Consider the following 21,533-nt stretch of genomic DNA (forward strand, 5'->3'; position numbering starts at 1 on the left):
TCTTCAGCAAATCATCTCTCGAACTATACATCTACTAAAAGCCTATCTCATATTAGTTTATTATCCCAATAAACGAAGAGATTCATACATCTTCTTTCAATGTAAATTCCCAAGCACAAGCACAAGTAGGATCTTTCACTTCTGGGAAACAGCTTATAACTTCACAATTTATACGAGAATCAATAGTAGATGCAAAATATTTATACTCCATAAAACCTGCAGCTAAACAGGGATGATACAACATACCTTTTCTCGAACGCGCATTTTGTACATGACAATCAACAATACGGTATATCAATTTATTTCCATTTATCGTCGTCTCTGTATGATTTAGCAATGAATTAAAATGAAAATTCAATGCTTGAGATAAACCCTCCAATCCGGGATATTCCGGTAATTTCAAAAACTTTTTTATTCGACGAGCCTCCGCTTGTGTAAATCGTTGCCAAACATCACAATCATGCCACATAGCATCATCCATTCCCTTCTTTCTTTCCAATGACTGAAACCACACTCCATCCAATGCTGACATGTTTTTAGCCATTATACGCACGTAATCTACCAATTGTTCTTTTGTAAGATTTTCTAAAACATCCATGACTGTACTTTCAAAAAAATTGACGACGTATCGGATATCCGATACGTCGTCAACAAAAAATATTTATTTAAAAAACTCTCTCAAAATTACCTAATTATAAACCAAATACGCCAAAACTTACTTGATATATCTGGGTATAGATAACACTAATAATTCCTAACAATACAATACCCAATACACAAACCGAGATACTCAATCTCAAAGCTCCTGAAGATTGAAAAGAAGGAATTACACAATCATCTTGATGTATAAACATCGCCTTAACAACTAACAAATAATAATACAACGAAATGATTGTATTAATGAGGGCTATCAATACTAAAATATAAAATCCTTGTTCAGCAGCAGCAGCAAAAATAAAGAATTTACTAAAAAATCCGGCAAAGGGAGGGATACCTGCTAAAGAAAACATTGCCAACATCATAGCCAAACTCAATTTCGGATTAGTCCGATAGAGCCCATTATAATCGTCCATAGATACCCTATCTGTTTTATTTTCTATTGCAGAAATAACTCCGAAGGCTGCTAAATTAGAGAATACATATACCAATACATAATATACTAGAGATCCCATACCTGCTGCACTGCCCGCAATAATACCTAACATAATATAACCAGCCTGAGAAATAGAAGAAAAAGCTAAAAAACGTTTTAGATTTTTCTGACGAATAGCAAACAAGTTACCAATTGTAATAGTAACTATTATCAGACCATACAAGATTGGTTGCCATACGGACTCTACTGCAGGAAATACCTTAAACAAAACCAATGCTAAAGCAAATACTGCCGCACCTTTTGATATGACTGATAAATAGGATGTAACCTGTGTCGGCGCACCTTCATATACATCTGCTGTCCAAAGATGAAATGGAACCAAAGAAATTTTGAATCCCATACCAGCCAAAAAGAATACCAATCCTACCATTGCCAATGGAGTATCTCCTATCCGAGCTGCAATATCTTCAAAATATAATGTTCCAGTAACCCCATAAACATAAGAAAGTCCCAATAACATAAGAGCTGAAGAGAACACAGCTATAAATACATATTTTGCTGCAGCCTCATAAGAGTCATGACGGAACTTTTCCATTGCGACCAATGTAGCAATAGGAAGAGAAGCTGTCTCAAGCCCAACAAAGAATAAAAGGAAATTCCCTGACGAAATCATCAAGTACATTCCTAATAGTGTCATCAGGGTCAATATATAAAATTCACCTCTACGCACAACGACATGTTCCAGCTTGGTCCACGCAATCGATTGGATAAATACCAATAATGTACCTATATTGAGTATGGTTTTTACAATCGAAATAATAGGAGATATCTGATACATTCCAGCAAAAGATGAATCTGACACGGAAGGTATTATATTAAAAATAGTCTGCGCAGCCAATAAGACACAAGCTGTCACGGAAAAAAGTTTTTGGCTTTTCTTTGAGCCGAATGTATCGTAAAAAAACAGCAGCACAATAACCGCTATCAACGACAGCTCCCCGCGCATCAATAAGAAATTTGAATAATCCATACTCTATATATTATAAGCGTTCAATAATCGTGTTTATACTTTGGCTAATCATATCGGATACCCACGACGGCATCATCCCCAATCCTGCAACTGCAGCAATCAGTGTTATTGCTGAAAGACGTTCAAACCAAGAAGCATCTGTCAACTGACGATGTGCTTCGTTCTGTACAGGTCCATACAGCAACTTTCCTACTACTCGTAGTATATATACCGCTGTAATTACAATCGAAGTACAAGCTACAATCGTAAATACGCGATGGAAAGTATCTGTATGCTGGAATGAGCCAACAAATACTGTCATTTCGGCAATAAATCCACTTAATCCCGGAAGCCCTAATGAAGCAAAACCAGCAATCACATAACATACAGACAAAAACGGCATAATTTTCATCAATCCTCCCATCTCACGAATATCACGAGTATGCGTACGGCCGTATATCATACCAATAAGGGCAAAGAACAAAGCTGTCATTAAACCGTGTGACAACATTTGCAAAACCGCTCCCGTCATTGCCGTAGTATTTAGCATCAATATAGCAAATAAAACTAAACCACAGTGACTTACAGATGAATAAGCATTAATGTATTTTAAGTCTTTCTGTACACAAGCACTGAATGCCCCATAAACGACGCTAATACCGGTCAAAATAAGGAAAATCCAAGCCAATTCATTCGCAGCTTCTGGCATCAAATAGATAGCTACTCGAAAGCATCCATACCCTCCAAGTTTCATTAACACTCCAGCATGTAGCATAGACACTGCGGTCGGAGCCGATGCATGACCATCAGGAGACCATGTATGGAATGGGAACATAGCTCCTAAAACTCCAAATCCAACAAAAGTAAGAGGGAAAAACAGATATTGAGCACTCATCGGAATAGCATGGTTCTTTGCTATTTCAAGAATATTCATTGTAAAATGTCCATCAGCTGAAGAATGGAAATAGATTCCTAAAATTCCGACTAATAGGAAAGCTGAACCACCCATCAACATTAATGTCAATTTCATCGCCGAATAATTTTTATTTCCACTCCCCCAAACTCCAATCAACAAATACATCGGGATAAGAGCGACCTCATAGAACATAAACATGGTAAAAAGGTCGATAGAAATAAAGAATCCAAATACTCCAATTGACAAAAGAATCAACCAAAGGAAAAATTCTTTAGGCAACGGGGATATTTTCCACGAGGCAAAAACCCCTGCAAAAACAATTATTGCCGACAACAAAAGCATTGCAACGGATACTCCATCCACTCCCACAGCATAATGAATATTTAGTGGAGCATACCACATAGAACTTGCAGTAAATAACATCTCTGCAGTATTACCAGAAGCTCGTTCCTGCAAATAAAGAAAAACCAAGCTTATTGCCAGTAATAACTGAATGGAGGAGCCTACAACAGCTACCCACCGTATCTGTTTCATCCCTTTTGACAAAGCCAATCCGACCATCATCAACAGGGGTATAAGCACAAATAATGATAAAAAATTCATAATTACTTTATTTTAATATCTTGCAACCAATTGTATTTATAAGCAAATTACCAGTAATGCAATTACCAAAGCTCCCATTAAGAATATCCATGCATAAGACTGCAATTGTCCTGACTGTAAACCTCGAATCTTGTAAGAAACAGTCTGAGTCAACCATGCAAACATATTCATTGTTCCGTCAACCACGTGGCGGTCAAACCATGCAATTGGCGTACAAATGCCGTTAAAAATAATCTTATGAGTAATAAACTGGTATACTTCATCAATATAAAAACGATGATAAGCCCATTTATACAAACCACTCATGGCAGTAGCCATACGATCAGGCTTATCGTTCGGATCCTTATACAACCATGTTGCAATCGCTATACCAATAAGGGCAACAATGACACTAGTAACAGCAACAGACATCTCAATATGTATATGGTATGGTAGCCCATCGCTTGTTACGAACTCCCCAAAAGGAATAAATCCTGCCAAACAAGTTACTAAAGCCAAAAAAATCAGAGGGAAATACATTGACTTCGGAGCTTCATGAGGTGTATGCTCATGATTAGCTTCTTTCCCCCAAAATATATTATAATACAGCCTAAACATATAAAATGCAGTGAGGCCAGCAACTACCGTCATCCAAATACCCCAAAATGCACTTTTCTGGAATGTTGCAGCAAGAATTTCATCTTTACTAAAAAAACCTGAAAACGGAGGTATACCTGCAATAGCCAAACAAGCGATCAAGAATGTTATATGTGTCACAGGCATATATTTACGAAGTCCACCCATATGAGACATTTCATTCGAATGCACTGCATGGATAATAGCTCCAGCACCCAAGAATAATAGAGCTTTGAACATTGCATGTGTAAATAGATGGAACATTGAAGCCATATATCCTAACCCGTGGTCAGCACTTGCGACACCTAACGCTACCATCATAAATGCAATCTGAGAAATCGTAGAAAAAGCCAACACTCTTTTAATATCAGTTTGTACACAAGCAACTACAGCTGCATACAATGCAGTAAACGCTCCCACATAAGTTATTAAATCCAAGACTTCCGGTACTTGGCAATATACTGGGAACAATCGAGCCACCAAATAAACACCTGCGACCACCATAGTAGCAGCATGTATAAGAGCCGATACTGGAGTAGGCCCTTCCATTGCATCAGGCAACCAAATATGTAATGGGAACATAGCAGATTTCCCAGCACCTCCCATAAATATAAGAGACATAGCCCAAACCCCAACAGACAACCCCATAAACGTCTTACCAGCCATTGAACTCAAAGCATTTCCCGTGGTAAGCGTATTGAAATCGAAAGTTTGTGCAAAATAAGACAAAATAAGAATTCCTATCAAGAATCCTAAATCGGCAAAACGAGTCACAATAAATGCCTTTTTCGAAGCTGACACAGCTGAAGGCTTTGTATAATAGAACCCGATAAGCAAATAGGATGATGCACCCACCAGCTCCCAAAAAATATACATCTGGAAAATATTGGTAGCGACAACCAATCCTAACATTGAAAAACTAAATAGCGACAAAAATGCAAAATAACGTTGAAAACCTACTTCTCCATGCATGTAGCCCATACTATAAATATGAACCATAAGAGATACTGTCGTAATGACAACAAGCATCATCACTGAAATCGGGTCTAAAAGGATGCCGAGATCAATATGTAATGCATCAGTAAATCGCAACCACTCAAAATTCACTGGAATTAACGTTGTAAATTTACCATCAATTCGCGGCATCGAAAAATATTGTACAGCTACCGTATAAGCCAATGCCGTAATAACGGCCAACCCTGTAGTCCCTAAAAGACCAGCTACACGGTGCGACATTTTATGTCCGAACAAGCCAAGTACAAGAAACATGACCATCGGCAATAAGAGTATAATCAAAGAATATTCCATAGTTTGTTGTTTAAAGCAATAATCAATATTTCATATCGTCGAGGTTCTTTGCCTGCACATTGTGTATGCTCCGGTAAATATTTATAATAATCGCAATAGCGACAGCAGTTTCTGCAGCTGCTATACCGATAGCGAATAACGTAAACATAAACCCTTCAAGCTGACCCGGGAAAAGATAACGATTGAACACCACAAAATTAATATCTACAGCATTCAGCATCAATTCCAAAGAAATAAGTACTGCCAGCAGATTACGACGAGTCACAAATCCATATACTCCGGCAAAAAACATAATGGCACTTACTACCAAATAATAAATCATAGGTATTTCCATACTTTTTATCTTTTACGGGCAATCATGATGCCACCGATTATACAAGCCAATAACAACACACTAAGCGCCTCAAAAGGAAGAATATATTGATATTTTTCCATTCCCATAAGCGTATGCCCTACTTGCTTCATATCAAGAGCTCCACCGTTTTGAAACTGTGATACCGGAAATACATGTGTAAGTAAGGCATATAGACATAAAGCCGCTCCAGAAATTGAAGCTATAAGCCCCCATGCTCTTTTCTTATTGGTAAGGCGTTCAGATTTTTCGCCCGGACCACTTGTTAATAATATAGAGAATACAAATAATACGACGATACCTCCTGCATATACAGCTAACTGAACAGCACCCAGAAAATGATAATCAAGTTGGAAATATAACCCGGCTGTTGCAAATAAAACAAAAAGGAGGAATGTGGCGGCCCGCAAAATACGACGCGTCGTTACCGTTAGTACGGAAAATATAATTATTGCCGCCGAAAGTAAATAAAAGATTACTTGATTAGCTACTTGTTCCATAATACTATTTATTTTCTACAGATTTATCTGTAGCATGATTGAGTTGTTTCACTAATTTCTCCCGAGTAAACACGGCATGTTCGAATGCATTATCGAACTCCAAAGCATCATGCGGACACGTTACCACACAAAGTTGACAAAAAGTACAACTACCTAAGTCATACATATACTTATCCAACACACGTTTTGTTTTACCGTCTTCTGTAGTCACCTTGTTGGCAATCACTTGGATGGTACCGTTAGGACAATTCATCTGGCAAATTCCACAAGCTACACATTTATGTTCGCCATTTTCATATACCAGTTTGAGTTCGCCCCGGAACCGGTCGGCAACTTTTAACGTCGCCCGATTTTCGGGATACTGTTCTGTCACTTTTTTTGTGACAAATTCAGTCCCTGTCACTTTCATGCCCACCAACAGGCTCCACAAGCCTTTCCAGAAAGAGACAAAGTAATTTTTAAAACTTTCCATAAATTGTTATTTGATACTATCTATATTTATGATGAATATTAAATTATTTTCTACTTTCAAATTCATGACAAAGAGCTTCCGGCTCCGGAAGCCCTCTTTTATCATGAAGATTCTTTTTACTGGACCGATCCGCCCAATATATCAAGCAGCTCAGCTGTAATGTTTTGCTGTCTTAATTTATTATATTCTAATTGTAAGCTGTCAAGCAACTTTTTTGCGTTATCATTTGCCATCTGCATTGCCATTATACGTGCAGCCTGCTCTGAAGTCCGACTTTCCAACCAAGTTTCATGCAAATTGGACCTTACATAAAGAGGAATCACCGTTCGAAAAATTGTTTCACTATCAGGCTCATAAATATATGGTTTTGCATGAGAGAGAAGTTCTCCACCCGCCAAATCGGCAACACTTACAGGTAATAATATTCTCGAATCCAATGCTTGAGAACCAATGCTTTTAAAATGAAAATATAACAACTCTACCCTGTCGATTTCATGAGACAAAAAACGATTGGTCAGCTCATCGGTCAGACGCTTCACTGCATCTGCTCCACTCTTTGAATTGAGATAAGAAACATCAGCAATCTCAACATCCTTCATCTTGGAAACCGATGATAGTATTTTCTTACCTACAGGATAAACAATATACTCAGTTTTAGTTCCCAACTCATTATTTGTACGGTTTATTGCTTCTAATAAAAACTTGAACAACGATACATTAAAAGCTCCACATAAACCTTCATCCGACCCGAATACGACAAATGCAACACGGTGAACCGGGCGTTGCTCGGTCAATGGCGATTGATATTCACTATCGGCCCCCAGCAAATTATTTATGGTGTTCTGCAACTGGTTGCGGAAAGGCATAAGATGCTCTAAAGCCGATTGGACTTTCCGCAACTTAGCTGATGAAATCATTTTCATCGCACCGGTAATCTTTTGGGAAGAGTTAACAGATCCGATTCTTCCCTTCAATTCGCGCATTGATGCCATAATTCATTAAGCCTTAAATCTGTTTGCTACATCTGCTGCTACTTCTTTTAATAGAGCTTCTACTTTATCATCAAGATGACCGGCCTTTAATTCATCCAAGACTTCTTTCTGATATTTGGATTTTAGCATTTGTAAAAATAATTTCTCAAACTCAGCAACTTTATCCAAAGGTACTTGTTGTAACAATCCCTTTGTCCCACAATAAATAATTGCCATCTCATCCTCAACTGCCATAGGTGAATATTGAGGCTGTACCAAAACTTTAGCATTTTTACGACCTTTGTCAATCACCATTGCAGTCACGGGATCCAAGTCACCACCAAACTTAGTAAATGACTCTAACTCTCGATATTGGGCCTGATCAATTTTCAATGTACCAGCAATCTTTTTCATTGCTTTTAATTGAGCATTACCTCCCACACGAGACACAGAAATACCCACATTAATTGCCGGACGTGTACCCTCATTGAATAATCCTGTTTCAAGAAATATCTGACCATCAGTAATTGATATTACATTGGTTGGAATATATGCCGAAACATCCCCTGCCTGAGTCTCAATAATAGGTAAAGCAGTCAATGAACCTCCACCTTTAACCATAGGCTTCAATTCGTCAGGGAGGTCATTCATTGTAGAGGCAACTTCATCATTATCTATAATTTTTGCTGCACGCTCCAATAAACGGGAATGCAAATAGAAAATATCACCCGGATATGCTTCACGACCTGATGGACGACGTAAAATTAAGGAAATTTCACGATAAGCTACAGCCTGTTTTGACAAATCATCATATACCACCAATGCATGGCGACCACTATCCCGAAAATACTCGCCAATAGCAGCACCTGCAAACGGAGCATAATAACGCATCGCTGCCGAATCTGAAGCATTAGCAGCTAAAACAATAGTGTAATCCAAAGCTCCATGTTCACGCAAAGTATTTACTAAAGTAGCCACCGATGAAGCTTTCTGGCCAATTGCTACATATATACAATATACAGGGTCACCTGCCAAAAAATTCTTACGCTGATTGATAATTGTATCAATTGCTATAGACGTCTTACCTATCTGACGGTCACCAATAATCAACTCCCGTTGTCCCCGCCCTATAGGCACCATAGAATCTACAGCCTTGATACCAGTCTGTAAAGGTTGATTTACCGGCTGACGAAAAATTACACCAGGAGCTTTACGATCGAGCGGTAAAGGAATCATATTTCCTCCTAATGGTCCGGCTCCATCGATAGGATCCCCCAACGTATTAATAACACGACCAATAAGTCCTTCTCCCACAGGTATAGACGCAATAGTTCCGGTACGGCGTACACTCATATTCTCTTTCACCTTATCTGAAGAGCTCAATAAAATAACTCCAACATTACTCTCCTCAAGGTTCATTGCAACACCTCTCACACCATTTTCAAATTCGAGAAGCTCACTGGCTTGTACATTATCGAGACCAAAGACGTGTGCAACACCGTCACCGACCCCTAACACGGTACCCACTTCTTCGAAATTGACTTTAGTGTCTACTTCCTCAAGCTGTTGTTTTAATATATCAGATATTTCGTTAGGTTTTATCATAATCTTTTCTTGCTGTTCAGTAATTTTAAACGCAATAATTTTAACTCTTTATTTACTGAAGCATCGAGTTGCATCGAATCGATTTTAAGTACAAAGCCTCCAATAATAGAAGGGTCCACCCGATAGGTAAACTCTACTGTTTGATCGGCTTTCTGAGATACTAATTGTTTTATCTTATCCAGAATTTCACCTGCCACTGGAATGGCAGTAATTATCTGAGCCAAAGATATATTATTCAATTCCCGATATAACTTCTGATACATCAGTCCGATAGAGCGCATAAAAGATTCGCGTCGGTTTTTGATTACTAAACGAATGAAGCGAAGGAACTCTTCTCCTGCAGCATCACCGACGGCAGCTGAGAGAAGAGCCTCTTTATCCCGAGCAGAAAGCACAGGATTCTGAAGCGATTTTTCCAATTCTGGATGAGACAGAAAATTCACTTCAAGGACTTTCATCTTTTCATAAATCTGATCGGCAGAATGCTGGTCTTGTGCATATTTAAGCAAAGCCTTAGCATATCTGCGTGAAACTAATCCTTCGTTCATGTCATTTTAGTTTTTAGTCTCTATATCATTCAATAGTTTGTCGATCATCTCAAGCTGAGTTTTGTCATTCGACAACTCTTTACGCATCAGCTTTTCCGCAATTTGTAATGCAAAAGCACTAACTTCATTACGGAATTGCTGCTCAGACTCTTTCCGAGCCTGCTCTATCGACACGGCTGCGGCATCCATTACTTTTTTAGCTTCTTCTGAGGCTGCCTTCTTAGCTTCTTCAACAATTTGAGATTTCATCTGAGCAGCTTCCCTAAGAATTTCCATTTGCTGTTTATGCGCATCAGCCAAAAGGGCTTGGGCATTTTCAGTTGCATGATCCAGTTGCATTTTTGCCTCCTGAGAATAAGCAACCCCTTTATCTATAAATTCCGCACGTTCATCAATATTACGGATAATAAAAGGCCATGCATATTTAGCCAGTATGGCAAATAATACCACAAAGACAAAAAACATCCAAAAAACCAACCCAAATTCAGGCTTAAACAGTTCCATGGTTGCTTATTATAAGAAAATAGCCAACAGACAAACAATTATAGCAAACAACGCTACACCTTCCACAAGAGCTGCAATCACAATCATATTGGTTCTGATGTCATTAGTAGACTCTGGTTGACGAGCAATTGACTCCATCGCTGAAGATCCGATTTTACCGATACCTATACCTGCACCAATTGCTACGATACCTGCACCTATACATGCCCCGATTTTTGCCAAACCTGCACCGGCTGCTGCCTGTAATAAAATCATTCCTAACATAGTGTTTGTTTTTTTAAGTTACACATCAATTTTATTCTTTTATCTCTTTTTCTCCCTTCACTCTTGCCAAACTTATAAAGAGCGCTGAAAGCATTGTAAATACATAAGCCTGAATAAAACATATCAGAAAATGCAACAGATTCATAAACACAGAAAACAACACTGATAAGACGGTTGTTCCTGCCAAAACTGCTGCTCCCATTGTTCCAAAAATAAATATAAGGGAAATAAGCACCAAAACTATAAGATGGCCTCCCAACATATTTGCAAAAAGACGAATCATAAGAGCCACAGGCTTTGTAATCGCCCCAAAAACCTCAATAACTGGCATAATCGGAACCGGACATTTCATCCACATAGGGACTTCCGGCCAAAATAAATCTTTCCAATAATGCTTCGTACCCATAAAGTTAACAACAAGGAAAGTACATAATGCCAAAACTAAAGTTATCGAAATATTTCCTGACAGATTCGCTCCTCCAGGGAACACTACAATCATCCCCAAAATATTAATCGCCAGAATAAAGAAAAACAAAGTTAATAAATAAGGAGCAAAACGCCGGGCTTCAACACCTAATATAGGGCGTATCACATCACTATAGACCATATCTATAACAAACTCGATAGCACCCAATCCCTTACGAGGAGCTTTAAATTTGTTTCTCCTATAAAACCGAGCTAAAGGAAAAATACATATACAAACCACCAATGCTGCTATTAACAAAGCAAATACATTCTTTGTGATAGAGATATCCAAAGGACGATATTTATTACCATCAGCATCAAGACTTTCTATTTTCCCCTTATTATCTCCTTCTGAAGCAATGTAGAAACCATTATAATTACCTCCATGTTCTAACTTCTTAGAGCTGAAAACATGCCAGCTTCCTTCATTGTCTCGAATAATTACCGGTAACGGTATACGTGTGCTATGAGAGAAAGGGACTTCCCATCCGTAATTGTCAAGTAAGTGTTCAAAAATTGCTTCCTTGGCATCAAACGGCTTCTCCTCTTCACTTGCAACAGCGGTAAATGTCGTACCTACAATAAAAAAGAGTATCCCAATACAACAAATTATTAACTTTTTCATCTCATTCCTTTTTGGTCATTACCTGATAATCCAAGCTACTGAATGCATATTGCTACACGATTATTATTCACATCTACGAATCCTCCCTCAATAGGCATAGTTTTTACTTCTCCTTCAGTTTCATATTCCACAACTCCTGTTGTCAGAGTAGACATTAACGAAGCATGGTCGTCAAGAACTGTAAAAGACCCTAACGCTCCTGGCATCGTAACCCTTTTAGCTTCCCCTCTAAATAGAACTTTTTCTGAAGAAATAATTTCTAGATTCATAGCTCTTATTATTTATTTTCCTTAGCTTGCTGCATCATCTTTTCTCCTTTGGCGATAGCTTCATCTATCGTACCGACATTCATAAATGCCTGTTCTGGGTAACCATCCATTTCTCCACTCAAAATCATCTTGAACCCACGGATGGTCTCTTCCAATGGTACCATAACTCCCGGTATACCAGTAAATTGTTCTGCCACATGGAATGGTTGTGACAAAAAGCGTTGTGCTCTACGAGCACGAGCTACAACTAATTTATCTTCATCAGACAATTCATCAACTCCTAGAATCGCAATAATATCCTGCAACTCATTATAATGCTGAAGTAATTGTTTTACTGCCTGAGCTGTATTATAATGGTCTTCACCAATAATCAGAGGATCAAGAATACGTGAGGTAGATTCCAACGGATCTACAGCCGGATAAATACCCAGCTCTGCAATCTTTCGACTAAGTACAGTCGTCGCATCCAAGAAGCTAAATGTCGTTGCAGGAGCAGGGTCGGTCAAGTCATCAGCCGGCACATAAATCGCCTGAACAGAAGTAATAGAACCATACTTAGTAGAAGTAATACGTTCTTGTAATGCACCCATCTCCGAAGCCAATGTAGGCTGATAACCTACAGCTGAAGGCATACGACCTAAAAGTGCAGACACTTCTGAACCAGCCTGCGTAAAACGGAATATATTATCGATAAAGAATAATATCTCCTTACCACCTTCATTCGAATCACGGAATTGCTCGGCAACAGTCAACCCAGAAAGAGCAACACGCAAACGAGCTCCAGGAGGTTCATTCATCTGACCAAAGACTAAAGTTGCCTGTGAGGTACTTAGTTTTTCCATGTCAACTTTACTAAGATCCCACTTTCCTTCATCCATTTCTTTCTTAAATTCGTCACCATAATTGATAACGCCAGATTCAATCATTTCACGTAACAGGTCATTACCTTCACGAGTACGCTCTCCCACTCCGGCAAAAACAGAAAATCCATTATGACCTTTGGCTATATTATTGATCATTTCCATAATCAACACAGTTTTGCCTACGCCCGCGCCACCAAATAATCCAATTTTACCACCTTTAGAATAAGGCTCCAGCAAATCGATTACTTTAATACCTGTGAATAAGAATTCTGTGTTAATAGATAGATCCTCAAACTTAGGTGAAGGACGATGAATAGATTGTACATTACTATAATCTAATGCAGGCAGATGATCGATAGCATCACCAATAACATTCATCAGACGACCCTTAATTTGTGTACCTGTAGGCATAGCTAACGAACGTTGTAAGTCTATTACCTTCATGCCTCTTCTCAAACCATCTGTTGTATCCATAGCCACACATCGTACGGTATTTTCACCAATGTGCTGTTCTACTTCAACGATAAGATCTGTTCCATTGCCTCGCTCAATTTTCAATGCAGCATAAATCGGGGGCAATTCATTACCCTCACCTTCGAAAATCACATCGACAACAGGACCGATAACCTGAGTTATATATCCAAATTTATCCGTCATAATTTATCGTTTAAAACTGTTTATACTATATGATGACAAACCGTTATCGGTTTAAAAATGCAATTTGAAAATAACCACTAATACCATCAACAACAAATTGACAAGACTAATGGGTACCAAATATTTCCATTCGAGACGAAGCAATTGGTCTATTCGTAAACGGGGGAATGTCCATTTGAACCACATAATAATAAACATTACCACAAATACTTTACCAAAAAACCAAATTACAGAAGGTATATAATCCATAATCTGGTTAAAACCTTCCCAGCCTCCTATATGAAAAGGCATCCACCCTCCTAAAAATAATAAGGTAGCAATACCTGAAACAATAAAAAGATTCAAATATTCTGCCAAATAAAAAAAGCCAAAATGAATACCAGAATATTCGGTATGATAACCTGCAGTCAACTCTGACTCAGCCTCAGGTAAGTCAAACGGACCACGATTCGTCTCTGCTGTACCAGCTACAAGATATATCAAGAAAGCTATTATAGCAGGAATATGCCCCCGGAAAATAAACCATCCAGAACTTTGAGCTTCTACAATTCCTGAGGTCTGCATAGTTCCTGCAAATACAACCATTGTTAAAAATGAAAGTCCGATAGACAATTCATAACTAATCATCTGAGAACCACTTCGCATTGCTCCAATCAATGTAAATTTATTGTTACTTGCCCACCCTGCGAGTAAAATTCCTAATACCCCAATCGAAGAAACAGCCATAATAAAGAATATCCCAATATTAAAATCGATAGCTATAAGACCTCTGCCAAAAGGTAAACATCCAAATGCCAACATTGACGATACAATAACAATATAGGGAGCTAAATTAAAAAGGAATTTATCAGTATGTTTGATTTCAATAAGCTCTTTTATCAACATCTTAAACATATCGGCAACACTCTGCAAAAGCCCATAAGGTCCTACGCGATTCGGTCCAAGACGACACTGGAAAAAGGCACACACTTTACGTTCTATATAAATCAACGCCAAAGCTATGACTGCATAAGTCAATAATAAAACGACACCCACCAGTACAAATTCGACAAAAAGAGCTGCGTTTTCAGGCATCCAAGACCGCAACAGATTATCTATCCAATGAGTGATTATAGAAAAATCGAACATGATATATTTCAATTATATTGGTTTGTAACTACAATTATCTATCAATATCGGGTACTACATAATCTAAAGAGGCTCCAATAGCTATCAAGTCGGCAATTTTTGCACCTCTTGTCAAATGGTCTACAGCTCCTACCAAAGTTAATCCCGGAGACGTGACTTTTAATCGGTATGGGAACTTATCGCCCCGACTTTCAAGATAAACTCCAAAAGCTCCACGAGCAGCTTCTACTTGCTGGAAATATCGACCTTCAGGAACTTTAATTACGGGCTTGGTCTTAACAGCATAATCTCCTGCCGGGATATTATCTACCAGCTGCTCAAGAATATATAATGATTCTTTAATTTCATCCATACGAACCATATAACGTGCAAAGGTATCTCCTTCTGTGCGTAATACTTCCTTAAATTGGACTTTATCATAAGCTGCATAAGGAGTACGTTTACGTACATCACATGCCCATCCTGAACCACGACCTGACGGTCCGGTAACATCAAAATTGATAGCATCTTCATAAGAAAGTATCCCTACCCCCTTCATACGCTGCTGTGCTATGACATTCCCCGTAAATATTTGATGATATTCCTTCAACTTATCAGGCATATAAGCTATAAACTCTTTTACTTTGCGTTGAAAGTCCGGATGTATATCAGCCATAACTCCACCTATCACATTATAGTTCATAGTCATACGCGCCCCACAAGTTTCTTCAAAAATATCCAAAATCTTCTCCCGATCTCTGAATCCATAGAAAAACGCAGTCAGCCCTCCCAAGTCCATACACATAGTTGCAAAGAAGAGCAAATGAGAAGATATACGCATCAGCTCATCCATCATCGTACGAATATAAACAGCACGTTCTGGGACCTCAAGTTGCAACCCCTTCTCAATACAAAGGCACAATGCATGTCGATTATTATGAGCTGATAAATAATCTAAACGGTCGGTCATGTGCAATGTCTGTGGATAAGTCATGCTTTCCCATAACTTTTCAATACCACGATGAACATACCCACAATGAACGTCAATCTTTTTTATATTTTCACCATTCAATGATGTTTTGAAACGCAAAACCCCATGAGTAGCAGGATGCTGCGGTCCTATATTCACCACATATTCATCTTTCTCAAAAAGAATTTTCTCTTTTTCTACAATTGTACCCTCTTCTGTTTCTTCAAGAACAACAGTTTTATCATTTGCCTCTTCATTAGAAACCGGAATAGGATTTATATCGGGATTAGCATCATAATCTTTACGGAAAGGATATCCTACCCAATCTTCTCTCAAGAAAAGACGACGCATATCAGGATGATTTATAAAACGGATACCATAAAAGTCATATACCTCACGCTCATTCAGATTAGCACTCTCCCAAACATCAGAGACACTATACAACAAAGGATTTTCCCTATCGGAAGTTTCAGTCTTTATGATAACCCAATGATTATATTTCGTAGAATTAAGGTAATAAACCACACCCAACGTTTCACCCCAATCTACACCTATCAACGATGCCAGATAATCAAATTGTAATTCTGGATCATCATGTAAAAAACGAGCTAAACCATGCCATTTACGCGGTGCAACGGTCACTGTAAGATATTGTCCTTCTTCAAAAACAGCTTCAGGTAAAAAGCTGGCTATTTTTTCTTGTATTTTTCCCATGAATCGAACTCGATATTTTTTTATTTATCTAACTCTTTTGGCTTCTTTTCTTGTCGGTTTACATCACCGAAATAACGTTCGGCTTTTACTTTACGCTGCAATTGCATCATTCCATAAAGTAAGGCTTCAGGACGAGGAGGACACCCGGGGATATATACATCTACCGGCAATATTTCACCTACCCCCTTAAGTACATGATACGAATTCTTAAAAGGACCACCTGACACAGCACAACCACCTACTGCAATCACATATTTAGGCTCAGCCATTTGGTCATACAACCGTTTAAGCACCGGAGCCATTTTATGCACAATAGTACCAGCCACCATAATAAAGTCTGCCTGACGAGGTGAAGCACGAGCTACTTCAAAGCCGAAACGGGCCATGTCATAGCGGGCTGCCCCCACTGACATAAACTCAATACCGCAACAGCTGGTTGCAAACGTAAGAGGCCAAAGCGAATTAGAACGCCCCCAATTGATAAGTTCATCAAGAGATCCCACCACGACATTTGTGCCAGACTCTTGAAGCTGTTTAATAAGCTGTTCAATATACTCATTATCTTTGAAGTCTTCATACTTCATTGATTTAATTTTCACTTCCATTCCAGCGCTCCTTTCTTCCATGCATAAGCTAATCCCAATACAAGGATTATCATGAAAAATAAAATGTTAATCAGTCCGCTCACTCCTAAATCTCTAACAATAACTGCCCACGGAAACAAAAATACAGTTTCAACATCAAACATTAAGAAAAGAATGGCAAACAAATAATAACCGACTTTAAATTGCATCCAAGACGTCCCCCGAGTAGGTATACCACACTCATATGCCTCTCCTTTCTGCGGGTTAAATGAACGTGGAGATATTAATCCGGCTATCCACAAAGCAGCTGCTACCAAAGCCAGCCCCGTAATAAATACAACAACAAATAATGCAGAATTCATATTTTAGGTTATAACATATAATTATTAATTGTTTGTTTCTTCAAAATAAAGAGTAGATCATAATAGAATTCGGGTATCTTATCTAAAACTACTCTCTTCATCAGATCATCAGACTACAATCTTTTTTAAACCATAAATATAGTAATGGCTCTGATATCTCTGAGAAAAAAGGGGCATTTGCCTATATGCAGACGATACTTTAACGTATCTGTTATGAAAAATATTTAAATCAAATTTTTCTCCATATGAGAAAAAAACAACGTCGGAACCCGATATTTCCCTATCAGTATCCGACGGTTGAACATTTATATTATTAACAGTTAATAAATACGTTGCAAAAGAACCTAACAAAACAATTAAATTTCTACCTGAAGCCTCTCTCTTACTACCTTGTAAACCCTGTTCCAAGCATTGCTCTTCATCGACTCCGTATGCCCAAGTATTATTTTCACAATGATACATTGTGAAAGTCAAGCAAAACAGCAATATGACGAAAATTCGAAACACAGAATTCATAGTTAATCAGTTAGCACGCCAAAGTTATAAAATATTACTTAATCTCACACTTAATTCGAGCCTTAATATTCCCAAAAAAGAAAATCAGAACACAAAATAAGAGGATTCGCACTATGCGACGTCAAAGTAACACAATTAATAAAAGGCACACAAATTATTTGAAAATTAATTTTCCAGAAGAAGCCTTGAATTTATGTTTTTTTTCATCAAAATAAAAACAAATAACATTTTGGGGCTCTTCTGTTTCACATAAATTTACTTCTGTTTTGACAGTAAAGAGAAATAATAATCCAAAACTTCTTTGGCCGCAATAAAAGAACTTTCTTCCGATTTCAAAACCTTCCGTTCCTTATCAAATAACATTTTTTCAATATCAGGATTTCGATAAAAGTGCTCTTTCAAACGTTCGTTTATAGTCTCAAACATCCAATATTTTGACTGTTCCTGACGTTTATACTCAAAATATCCACTCTTTTTAACAAAATCGATATAATCATCAATCATTTTCCAAACCTCAAAGATGCCTATTTCATAATACCCCGAATAGGTCAAGACTTGAGGTTGCCAACCAGAAAGTGTCGGAGGAAATAGATGCAAAGCATTTCTAAACTGTGCCTGAGCCAATTTTGCCCTTTCTATATTATCCCCATCGGCTTTATTGATTACGATACCATCGGCCATTTCCATAATTCCTCTCTTTATTCCTTGTAATTCATCGCCCGTTCCAGCCAACTGTATCAATAAGAAGAAATCTACCATAGAATGAACAGCTGTCTCTGACTGTCCAACTCCCACCGTTTCTACAAATATCGTATCAAAACCTGCTGCTTCACATAATACAATAGTTTCCCGGGTCTTACGAGCCACTCCTCCTAAAGAACCCGCCGAAGGCGAAGGACGAATAAAAACATCATTCTGCACAGATAATTTCTCCATACGGGTTTTGTCCCCTAATATACTTCCTTTCGAACGCTCACTACTCGGGTCTATTGCAAGCACAGCTAACTTATGTCCCTGTTTTAATACATGAAGTCCAAACACATCTATTGATGTACTTTTACCCGCCCCAGGAACTCCTGTTATACCAATGCGAACAGATTGCCCCGAATAAGGCAAACATTTTGCTATAACCTCCTGAGCTAATATCTGATGCTCATATAAATTACTTTCGACAAGAGTAACGGCCTGACTTAATATAGAAATATCTCCCTTTAATATACCTTCAACATATTCGTCAGACGTATAATGACGACGTTTTACCGTTCGTATTCTTTTCAAATAAGGATTGACTGTAGGAGGTTGCTCAATTCCTTTATTAACAGCCAATCCGGCATATTGCTTATCATTCTCAATATGTTCCATATTACAATTTTAAGAAATAAACGTCATTCGAATCGCGCAAATACAGGAATAGATAGTGTTGGATGATCAGGATCATTCGTAATAATAAAAATACGATGATTTAAAACTTTACTTTTAGTTTTAGCCGGATAAACAGTTATTTTAAGGTCAACAGCTTTCCCAGATTGAACACTCATACGAGAAACTTCTGCAGTAACAACATTTGATTCATTACTTACTTTCCGTATCTGAAGATTCGTTTTCCCGTCATTTTGTATTTTTATTATTTTCTCAACAGGGGTAGTTCCTTGAACTTTTTCAAAATCGATACGGTTCTCACTTAATAACGCTTTCGGAGCTCTTTCTTTTTGCTCTGAAGACATCTTACTATAGTCCTCTCTTATATCTGCAGAAACAGAGATTGTATTCCCAGGAATTATGTTAGGTTCTCCCGGAAATCTAATATAAAATTCATCTCTACGTATTCCCCAATCCTTAGCTTTAGAGGCGTTATAAGTAACCTCAATAAGTCCAATCTGACCTGGTGCAACACTCTCCGGAATCTGTTTTACCGAAAGATGCCGAGGAACTCGGTCAAACGATAAAGTAAGAGGAGAACGTGAATTATTTACAAACTCAACAGAAAGTTTTTTAGGGTCATCGGTATAAACTTCAAAAAAAGGTAAATGCCTTACTTTCAATGCTATTCTTCCCATAGCATAAGCAAATTCAGGGTGTTCCTTTTTCTCTTCAGGAATTACGATACCTTTAATATATAATGTTGTTTTAGAGGGCTCTGTATTACTGTATATATACACATTTTTACGGAATGCGCCCGGACGGCCTTTAGGATTAAAAGTTACTGTTATCTCTGCTGATTTACCCGGAGCCACAGGTTCTTTGGGGAATACTGGCCGAGTACATCCACATGAAGCCGAAGCATTTGTTATCAGTAGCGGGGCATTACCTGTATTTGTAAAAGTAAATGTACAAGTTACCATTCCTAAACTTTCAGCGAAACTTCCAAAATCGTGTTCTTCTTTTTCAAATGTTATTGCAGGCTTCCCCTCGGCCAATACCAACATCGGCCAAAACAATACAGCAAACAATAAAACACTTCCTGTACGTTTCATATTTTTCCTGTTGATCATTAATTATTTCTTTTTACTTTCAGGAATAACTGTTCCTTTAATCAATAAAGTATATTTCTCTGGATTAGCATTTGTATATATATACACATTCTTTTGAAAAGCTCCCGGACGGCCTTTAGCATGATAAGTCACTCTTATCTCTCCAGTTTTACCCGGAGCTATAGGAGCTTCGGGATATTCAGGTTTAGTGCATCCGCATGAAGCCGAAGCCCGAGTAATAATCAACGGAACCTTTCCTGTATTCTTAAAAACAAATTTACAAGTCGCATCTCCATCAACTTCAGCTATATTCCCAAAATTAAAAACGGTTTCACTGAATTCTACCTTCGCTGTCTTTTGAGCAAAAACCGAAGTGGTACTTATCATGACCATAATCAGAAATAATATTGACTTTTTCATAAATAACTTTTTTATGATTTCAACTGAAAACAAAAATACAAATTTTTATATCTTAAACCACCCTATCTTTACAAAGTTTATCACAAATAAAACTTTTATGTGAAACAATCCTTCTTCTATAGCCATCATTACATCTAATAGAAAACGGTTTACTCTTTGTTAGTTAAATTCATCGAGTAAACCGCAAAAAAAATGTTATATATTTACTTTTCTTTTCTCTTTTGAACTTGAGGAGTTATTCGTTCTTTAATAACCTTAGCATTCATATACATAAACGTTACACGAGGACTCGATTCCTTACTTACTACCCGCAAAGTATCATCATTTAATTTTAATATTCTTTCTATAGTTTCATATTCTTCTTTCTCTCCAGTCTCATCAGTCATAAAACCTTTTATAATTAAGGCTCCATCTTTAATTTCCCATGACTTTAAATCTAAAGAAGGGACATTCACAGCTTCACATCTACCCCCTTTTTTAAAAGTAAAACCTTTTAATTCCCCACTATATTCATAGGTATATGGATTGCACCAAGTTCCTATTAATTTCTTCTCCATCTCCTTTTGCGGATTACGGCCATAAGAAAAAACACTTGACACCAGTAGAATAACAACGAATACATTTTTCATAGTTCTATTTTTTAATAAATTCACATTTTAGGATTATTAATTGCGTGCGAAATTAACAATGATAATTTACATTCGAAAACTTTTATCTTTTTCTTTTTTTGCAAAAAAAAGAATATTTATT

General features: G+C 37.7%; 23 protein-coding genes. All 23 read right to left on the reverse strand.

The window, feature by feature from the left end:
• Nucleotides 1–82: 82 nt before the first annotated feature.
• The 23 genes from BN2628_RS09425 to BN2628_RS09540 all read right to left on the reverse strand — a co-directional run bounded on the left by BN2628_RS09425 (nucleotide 83) and on the right by BN2628_RS09540 (nucleotide 21,412).
• Nucleotides 83–598, reverse strand: coding sequence for a DUF6125 family protein (locus tag BN2628_RS09425; RefSeq protein WP_055096975.1), 516 nt, complete (start codon nucleotides 596–598; stop codon nucleotides 83–85).
• Between the two features lie 94 nt (nucleotides 599–692).
• On the reverse strand, nucleotides 693–2,123 hold the full coding sequence (locus BN2628_RS09430; RefSeq protein ID WP_055096977.1) for an NADH-quinone oxidoreductase subunit N: 1,431 nt from the start codon (nucleotides 2,121–2,123) through the stop codon (nucleotides 693–695).
• A 10-nt stretch (nucleotides 2,124–2,133) separates the two neighbouring features.
• Nucleotides 2,134–3,621 (reverse strand): complex I subunit 4 family protein, encoded by a 1,488-nt coding sequence (locus tag BN2628_RS09435; RefSeq protein ID WP_021930640.1) that lies wholly within the window; start codon nucleotides 3,619–3,621, stop codon nucleotides 2,134–2,136.
• A gap of 36 nt (nucleotides 3,622–3,657) precedes the next feature.
• Nucleotides 3,658–5,544, reverse strand: a complete 1,887-nt coding sequence (gene nuoL, locus BN2628_RS09440; RefSeq protein WP_021930639.1) for an NADH-quinone oxidoreductase subunit L — start codon at nucleotides 5,542–5,544, stop codon at nucleotides 3,658–3,660.
• 22 nt (nucleotides 5,545–5,566) lie between these two features.
• Nucleotides 5,567–5,878, reverse strand: a complete 312-nt coding sequence (nuoK, locus tag BN2628_RS09445; protein WP_021930638.1) for an NADH-quinone oxidoreductase subunit NuoK — start codon at nucleotides 5,876–5,878, stop codon at nucleotides 5,567–5,569.
• A gap of 5 nt (nucleotides 5,879–5,883) precedes the next feature.
• Nucleotides 5,884–6,396: an NADH-quinone oxidoreductase subunit J family protein gene (locus tag BN2628_RS09450; protein WP_021930637.1), complete on the reverse strand. Its 513-nt coding sequence runs from the start codon at nucleotides 6,394–6,396 to the stop codon at nucleotides 5,884–5,886.
• Between the two features lie 4 nt (nucleotides 6,397–6,400).
• Nucleotides 6,401–6,868 carry a 4Fe-4S binding protein gene (locus BN2628_RS09455; protein WP_021930636.1) on the reverse strand — a complete coding sequence of 156 codons (468 nt, stop codon included), beginning with the start codon at nucleotides 6,866–6,868 and terminating at the stop codon, nucleotides 6,401–6,403.
• 116 nt (nucleotides 6,869–6,984) lie between these two features.
• Complete coding sequence (atpG, locus tag BN2628_RS09460; RefSeq protein WP_021930635.1) at nucleotides 6,985–7,860, reverse strand: ATP synthase F1 subunit gamma; 876 nt, start codon at nucleotides 7,858–7,860, stop codon at nucleotides 6,985–6,987.
• 6 nt (nucleotides 7,861–7,866) lie between these two features.
• Nucleotides 7,867–9,444 carry a F0F1 ATP synthase subunit alpha gene (gene atpA, locus BN2628_RS09465; protein WP_021930634.1) on the reverse strand — a complete coding sequence of 526 codons (1,578 nt, stop codon included), beginning with the start codon at nucleotides 9,442–9,444 and terminating at the stop codon, nucleotides 7,867–7,869.
• Complete coding sequence (locus tag BN2628_RS09470) at nucleotides 9,441–9,992, reverse strand: F0F1 ATP synthase subunit delta (protein WP_021930633.1); 552 nt, start codon at nucleotides 9,990–9,992, stop codon at nucleotides 9,441–9,443. Before BN2628_RS09470 ends, atpA begins: the two co-directional genes overlap by 4 nt.
• Nucleotides 9,993–9,998: 6 nt before the next feature.
• A complete protein-coding gene (gene atpF / locus BN2628_RS09475) occupies nucleotides 9,999–10,496 on the reverse strand; it encodes a F0F1 ATP synthase subunit B (protein WP_021930632.1) in 498 nt (165 codons plus the stop codon).
• A 9-nt stretch (nucleotides 10,497–10,505) separates the two neighbouring features.
• Nucleotides 10,506–10,760 (reverse strand): ATP synthase F0 subunit C, encoded by a 255-nt coding sequence (gene atpE / locus BN2628_RS09480; protein ID WP_021930631.1) that lies wholly within the window; start codon nucleotides 10,758–10,760, stop codon nucleotides 10,506–10,508.
• Nucleotides 10,761–10,791: 31 nt separating this feature from the next.
• Nucleotides 10,792–11,850 carry a F0F1 ATP synthase subunit A gene (gene atpB / locus BN2628_RS09485; RefSeq protein ID WP_021930630.1) on the reverse strand — a complete coding sequence of 353 codons (1,059 nt, stop codon included), beginning with the start codon at nucleotides 11,848–11,850 and terminating at the stop codon, nucleotides 10,792–10,794.
• A 35-nt stretch (nucleotides 11,851–11,885) separates the two neighbouring features.
• Entirely contained in the window at nucleotides 11,886–12,119 is a 234-nt protein-coding gene (gene atpC / locus BN2628_RS09490; RefSeq protein WP_021930629.1) for an ATP synthase F1 subunit epsilon, read from the reverse strand.
• 8 nt (nucleotides 12,120–12,127) lie between these two features.
• Nucleotides 12,128–13,639, reverse strand: coding sequence for a F0F1 ATP synthase subunit beta (gene atpD / locus BN2628_RS09495; RefSeq protein ID WP_055096982.1), 1,512 nt, complete (start codon nucleotides 13,637–13,639; stop codon nucleotides 12,128–12,130).
• 51 nt (nucleotides 13,640–13,690) lie between these two features.
• Complete coding sequence (gene nuoH, locus BN2628_RS09500; protein WP_044225813.1) at nucleotides 13,691–14,767, reverse strand: NADH-quinone oxidoreductase subunit NuoH; 1,077 nt, start codon at nucleotides 14,765–14,767, stop codon at nucleotides 13,691–13,693.
• A gap of 34 nt (nucleotides 14,768–14,801) precedes the next feature.
• The gene (locus BN2628_RS09505; RefSeq protein WP_044225817.1) at nucleotides 14,802–16,430 is read right to left on the reverse strand and encodes an NADH-quinone oxidoreductase subunit D-related protein; all 1,629 of its coding nucleotides are present in this window, start codon (nucleotides 16,428–16,430) and stop codon (nucleotides 14,802–14,804) included.
• A 20-nt stretch (nucleotides 16,431–16,450) separates the two neighbouring features.
• On the reverse strand, nucleotides 16,451–17,035 hold the full coding sequence (locus BN2628_RS09510) for an NADH-quinone oxidoreductase subunit B (protein WP_021930625.1): 585 nt from the start codon (nucleotides 17,033–17,035) through the stop codon (nucleotides 16,451–16,453).
• Nucleotides 17,026–17,376: an NADH-quinone oxidoreductase subunit A gene (locus BN2628_RS09515; RefSeq protein ID WP_044225819.1), complete on the reverse strand. Its 351-nt coding sequence runs from the start codon at nucleotides 17,374–17,376 to the stop codon at nucleotides 17,026–17,028. Before BN2628_RS09515 ends, BN2628_RS09510 begins: the two co-directional genes overlap by 10 nt.
• A 771-nt stretch (nucleotides 17,377–18,147) precedes the next feature.
• The gene (gene meaB / locus BN2628_RS09525; RefSeq protein ID WP_044225824.1) at nucleotides 18,148–19,254 is read right to left on the reverse strand and encodes a methylmalonyl Co-A mutase-associated GTPase MeaB; all 1,107 of its coding nucleotides are present in this window, start codon (nucleotides 19,252–19,254) and stop codon (nucleotides 18,148–18,150) included.
• Nucleotides 19,255–19,277: 23 nt separating this feature from the next.
• Complete coding sequence (locus BN2628_RS09530; RefSeq protein ID WP_257606446.1) at nucleotides 19,278–20,366, reverse strand: DUF1573 domain-containing protein; 1,089 nt, start codon at nucleotides 20,364–20,366, stop codon at nucleotides 19,278–19,280.
• 21 nt (nucleotides 20,367–20,387) lie between these two features.
• Complete coding sequence (locus BN2628_RS09535; RefSeq protein WP_044225826.1) at nucleotides 20,388–20,783, reverse strand: DUF1573 domain-containing protein; 396 nt, start codon at nucleotides 20,781–20,783, stop codon at nucleotides 20,388–20,390.
• Between the two features lie 203 nt (nucleotides 20,784–20,986).
• Nucleotides 20,987–21,412, reverse strand: coding sequence for a lipocalin family protein (locus BN2628_RS09540; protein WP_044225828.1), 426 nt, complete (start codon nucleotides 21,410–21,412; stop codon nucleotides 20,987–20,989).
• Between the last annotated feature and the right edge of the window lie 121 nt (nucleotides 21,413–21,533).

The sequence above is a fragment of the Gabonia massiliensis genome (assembly GCF_001403595.1).
Taxonomy (GTDB): Bacteria; Bacteroidota; Bacteroidia; order Bacteroidales; family Coprobacteraceae; genus Coprobacter; species Coprobacter secundus.

Excerpts from the sequence above, each read along its gene's own strand:
- BN2628_RS09425 (WP_055096975.1), bottom strand. The coding sequence starts at position 598 with ATGGATGTTTTAGAAAATCTTACAAAAGAACAATTGGTAGATTACGTG.
- BN2628_RS09430 (WP_055096977.1), bottom strand. The coding sequence starts at position 2,123 with ATGGATTATTCAAATTTCTTATTGATGCGCGGGGAGCTGTCGTTGATA.
- BN2628_RS09435 (WP_021930640.1), bottom strand. The coding sequence starts at position 3,621 with ATGAATTTTTTATCATTATTTGTGCTTATACCCCTGTTGATGATGGTC.
- nuoL (WP_021930639.1), bottom strand. The coding sequence starts at position 5,544 with ATGGAATATTCTTTGATTATACTCTTATTGCCGATGGTCATGTTTCTT.
- nuoK (WP_021930638.1), bottom strand. The coding sequence starts at position 5,878 with ATGGAAATACCTATGATTTATTATTTGGTAGTAAGTGCCATTATGTTT.
- BN2628_RS09450 (WP_021930637.1), bottom strand. The coding sequence starts at position 6,396 with ATGGAACAAGTAGCTAATCAAGTAATCTTTTATTTACTTTCGGCGGCA.
- BN2628_RS09455 (WP_021930636.1), bottom strand. The coding sequence starts at position 6,868 with ATGGAAAGTTTTAAAAATTACTTTGTCTCTTTCTGGAAAGGCTTGTGG.
- atpG (WP_021930635.1), bottom strand. The coding sequence starts at position 7,860 with ATGGCATCAATGCGCGAATTGAAGGGAAGAATCGGATCTGTTAACTCT.
- atpA (WP_021930634.1), bottom strand. The coding sequence starts at position 9,444 with ATGATAAAACCTAACGAAATATCTGATATATTAAAACAACAGCTTGAG.
- BN2628_RS09470 (WP_021930633.1), bottom strand. The coding sequence starts at position 9,992 with ATGAACGAAGGATTAGTTTCACGCAGATATGCTAAGGCTTTGCTTAAA.
- atpF (WP_021930632.1), bottom strand. The coding sequence starts at position 10,496 with ATGGAACTGTTTAAGCCTGAATTTGGGTTGGTTTTTTGGATGTTTTTT.
- atpE (WP_021930631.1), bottom strand. The coding sequence starts at position 10,760 with ATGTTAGGAATGATTTTATTACAGGCAGCAGCCGGTGCAGGTTTGGCA.
- atpB (WP_021930630.1), bottom strand. The coding sequence starts at position 11,850 with ATGAAAAAGTTAATAATTTGTTGTATTGGGATACTCTTTTTTATTGTA.
- atpC (WP_021930629.1), bottom strand. The coding sequence starts at position 12,119 with ATGAATCTAGAAATTATTTCTTCAGAAAAAGTTCTATTTAGAGGGGAA.
- atpD (WP_055096982.1), bottom strand. The coding sequence starts at position 13,639 with ATGACGGATAAATTTGGATATATAACTCAGGTTATCGGTCCTGTTGTC.
- nuoH (WP_044225813.1), bottom strand. The coding sequence starts at position 14,767 with ATGTTCGATTTTTCTATAATCACTCATTGGATAGATAATCTGTTGCGG.
- BN2628_RS09505 (WP_044225817.1), bottom strand. The coding sequence starts at position 16,430 with ATGGGAAAAATACAAGAAAAAATAGCCAGCTTTTTACCTGAAGCTGTT.
- BN2628_RS09510 (WP_021930625.1), bottom strand. The coding sequence starts at position 17,035 with ATGGAAGTGAAAATTAAATCAATGAAGTATGAAGACTTCAAAGATAAT.
- BN2628_RS09515 (WP_044225819.1), bottom strand. The coding sequence starts at position 17,376 with ATGAATTCTGCATTATTTGTTGTTGTATTTATTACGGGGCTGGCTTTG.
- meaB (WP_044225824.1), bottom strand. The coding sequence starts at position 19,254 with ATGGAACATATTGAGAATGATAAGCAATATGCCGGATTGGCTGTTAAT.
- BN2628_RS09530 (WP_257606446.1), bottom strand. The coding sequence starts at position 20,366 with ATGAAACGTACAGGAAGTGTTTTATTGTTTGCTGTATTGTTTTGGCCG.
- BN2628_RS09535 (WP_044225826.1), bottom strand. The coding sequence starts at position 20,783 with ATGAAAAAGTCAATATTATTTCTGATTATGGTCATGATAAGTACCACT.
- BN2628_RS09540 (WP_044225828.1), bottom strand. The coding sequence starts at position 21,412 with ATGAAAAATGTATTCGTTGTTATTCTACTGGTGTCAAGTGTTTTTTCT.